The following is a 3,137-nucleotide window of genomic DNA, read 5'->3' as shown; positions in this document are numbered from 1 at the left end:
GAAAACAACGCGCGCCTGTCTCGCCATCTCCGCCTCCTTCGGTATGCAAGTTCTATAGTCTAGTAAATTAGTTTATGCAATTAGTAAGGCGTCCCCGAAAATAAAATAAAATAAAAATGATACAATTAACAACCTGTCCAAAATACCACAAAAATACCACATGCTATCTTTGAATTCAGACAAACCCTATTTTTTCCTTTTCCAAATGAAAGCAATAACTATTACAACCGCCGCCACAATGTATATACCATATTTACTCCCCTCCATCAAAACGGACTCTAGGTAATTAACGTAGATAACGCCCCCATGACTACTATATTTGTATATATATTCTCCGACCGGCTCTAAATATCCTCTTGACGTAATAATGGACGAGTAGACGCTCACAGCAATTAAAAATATTGCCAAAGCTACGAGCGCAAGCGCCTTTAAAAACAAAGTCGATTTCATTACATGGCCATAGAGGGATCGGATGTCATGTCGAAACCTTTATCCGAGTTATCATTCTTTGGCAATTCAATTAGCTCAGTTTGCCCGACTCCGACACCACCTCCAGGACCGGCGCCAGGACCGACTAGCACTGTTGCTGATAAAACGACTTCACCTTTTGTATTTGTTGAAGCTGATCCCGAAACAGTAACCGGACCCAGTCCCGCTTCCGCAACTCCAGCCTTCCCTGTTTGGTCCTCTATCTTTCCATTTCGACAGTCACTGAAACGCCGTTGGATGCGTTCGCACCTCCTCCTGCGGTCACCGTGGTAGTCTTTATGCCTGAAGACTTTCCAGTTGTGTCAACAGCAATGCCTCTCGAATGTGAGCCTTTCACACCAACGCCGCCACCAACAGTCCCCGCGACAACAAGTGTTCCCCCTTTTGCCATATTCGGATGAGTCCGGTCATATTGGTCCTGCTGCGCCTGACGGGATTTCGGCGTATGCCCTGCGCTATTGTTACAGAGTTTCCCAAAGCATTCGCCTTTCAAGCCGGTTGGATCGCTCCCGTTAACGGGATCCCCTTTGACATACCCGTACAAGTTCAGGTCATCCTTGCTGCCGATGGGGTCAGTTTGCAGGAACCGTCCGTACATCGGATCATAGACCCGGGCCTTGTAGTAGTAAAGTTCGGCTTCCTTGATGGCATACTGGCCGGTGTATCGGAAGCGCGCCCCGTCCCAGAACTTGGCGCCCTGGGCGTTCTTGGGTTCACCGTAGGGACCATACTTGTACAGTTCGGGGACATTGCCCGCCGAGTTGCTGACGCCGATGACGCTGCCCTGGTAGTTAGTAATGTAGAACTGCCCGCCGCTGGCTATGCCTGAGCCAATGAACCACAACAGCGGCTGATCGGTGCCGGTGCCGTGGATATAGCGGCGTGACATGCCGTCCGAAGCGTGGCCGGTCGCAGAACTGTGGATGTACTCACCGATCAGGTTGACGCCGTCATACAGGAACTCGGTCGTCGTCGAACCATAGGTATAGGCGGCCAGCCTTCCCTCCGGATCATAGGTCATGATCAGGTCGGGGGCCGTCGGCGTACTGCATTTGGCGACCTTCAGCAGGCGGTTCATATTGTCATAGGTCATGCAGCGTTTGGTGGCGGCATCGCTTGCGGACGGCGTGGTTTCATTCGCCAGATTGCCGTTGGTGTCGTAGCCACCGCTCAGAACGGAGATCCCCGTGTCCCGGTTCAGACCGTCGTAGTTGGTGTTGACGGTGCTGGAGGCGATCTCCTCATAGTCGTAAACCGTGGAGGTCGCGCCCCATGACGTGATCTGACCGGCGGGGTTGCGGCCATTGAACGTCCAGGTGACATTATAGGCGGTGTTCACCAGGTTTTGCGTCATGGAACTCAGCCGGCCGAGGCCGTCGTAGCCATAGGTCGTGCTGGTCGAATTGTTGCGCGAGACCGACGTCATACGCCCCAGGCTGTCATAGCTAAGGGTGAAGTTGAACGAGCCCATGCCGGAAGAGGTCAGCCGGTTCAGGTTATCAAGGGTATAGGGCTGCCAGTTGCCATCCGGATAGGTCAGGCGCGTACGCGCACCGGCGGCGTTGTAGAGATATCCGAGCGGTCGGCCGTGCATGTCGGTCGTAGACTCCAGCCGCCCAAGACCGTCATAGGCGTAGCTGACGCCACTGCCCGAAGTCGAGGCAAACCGCTTCCAAGTAATCCGCCCCAGACTGTCGTAGCGGGTATAGACGTCCTTTTCCGTCGCCGTCTGGACGCCGGTGATCGCCGGCTGGTCTTCCAGGGTTACCCGGTTCAGCTTGTCGTAGCTATAGCTGATGGTCGCGCCGTTGCGCCGCCGCCAGGTCTGGCGGTTGCCGTTGGCGTCGTAGGTGTAGTCTTCGTAGTCGGTCGTGCTGGAGGTGCCGGCGCCGATCGCCGTGTTCGGGTAGCGCAGTTTTTTCAGGCGGCCGAAGCCGTCATACTCCAGGGTGGTCAGGTTGCCGTTGGCATCCTTTTCCGTCCACTTCTGACCGTTGACCGTGTAGGTATAGCGGGCATAGGCGCGCTGGACCGAGGTGCCGTAGGCCTGATCGACCTGAAGCAGTTGACCGGCATCGTCATAGGTGTTTTTGGTGATCCGGTCGGGGCCGAAGGTCGGGCTTTCCGTCCCAAGGTCGCAGGCACTCGACGGCAAGGTGCCATAGGCAGCGGGATTCATTCGCACCGCCGCGCACAGCGGCCGGCCGACGCTATCATAGCTGACCTGGGTCACACTGTGGATGGTTTCAGCTTGCAGCGGTGGCGCAGTGAAAGCGCCTGTCAGCAGAATGGCGGCTGCCCCAAGCCCCCTGGTGATTGTGCTTTGCGAGACCATTACGGCACCCCCACTTCGGTCTTGGTGACACGGTCCATGCCGTCATAGGTCATGCGCGTAAAGGAAGCGACCGTCATGGCTGCGCCCAGGCAGGTCGTGGTGCTGGTGCCCGTACCGCTTTCGGTCAGGGTCTCGCGGCCCGGCGCATCGTAGGTGTGGCGCACCATGGCGCGGACCAGGGCGCCGCCACCGTCGGGATCGGCACCGATCTCGCACACCACGCGGCGCTCGATATCGTAGGTCTGCCCATTTCGGGGACGCCTTACTAAATGTCAAAATAGGGGTAGGTCTCCCTCCTTCGCCCCTGCCAAGG

At 56.3% G+C, this 3,137-nt stretch carries 2 protein-coding genes; both read right to left on the bottom strand.

The genetic code is table 11. From position 1 onward, the window contains the following. Positions 1-688: 688 nt before the first annotated feature. Positions 689-2,824: an RHS repeat-associated core domain-containing protein gene (locus ABI_RS21070; RefSeq protein WP_006275099.1), complete on the bottom strand. Its 2,136-nt coding sequence runs from the start codon at positions 2,822-2,824 to the stop codon at positions 689-691. Continuing rightward, positions 2,824-3,045 carry a hypothetical protein gene (locus ABI_RS21065; protein WP_006275098.1) on the bottom strand — a complete coding sequence of 74 codons (222 nt, stop codon included), beginning with the start codon at positions 3,043-3,045 and terminating at the stop codon, positions 2,824-2,826. Before ABI_RS21065 ends, ABI_RS21070 begins: the two co-directional genes overlap by 1 nt. Between the last annotated feature and the right edge of the window lie 92 nt (positions 3,046-3,137).

The organism is Asticcacaulis biprosthecium C19 (assembly GCF_000204015.1).
Taxonomy (GTDB): domain Bacteria; phylum Pseudomonadota; class Alphaproteobacteria; order Caulobacterales; family Caulobacteraceae; genus Asticcacaulis; species Asticcacaulis biprosthecius.
This window is presented reverse-complemented; position numbering and strand designations above follow the sequence as displayed.

Excerpts from the sequence above, each read along its gene's own strand:
- ABI_RS21070 (WP_006275099.1), bottom strand. The coding sequence starts at position 2,824 with ATGGTCTCGCAAAGCACAATCACCAGGGGGCTTGGGGCAGCCGCCATT.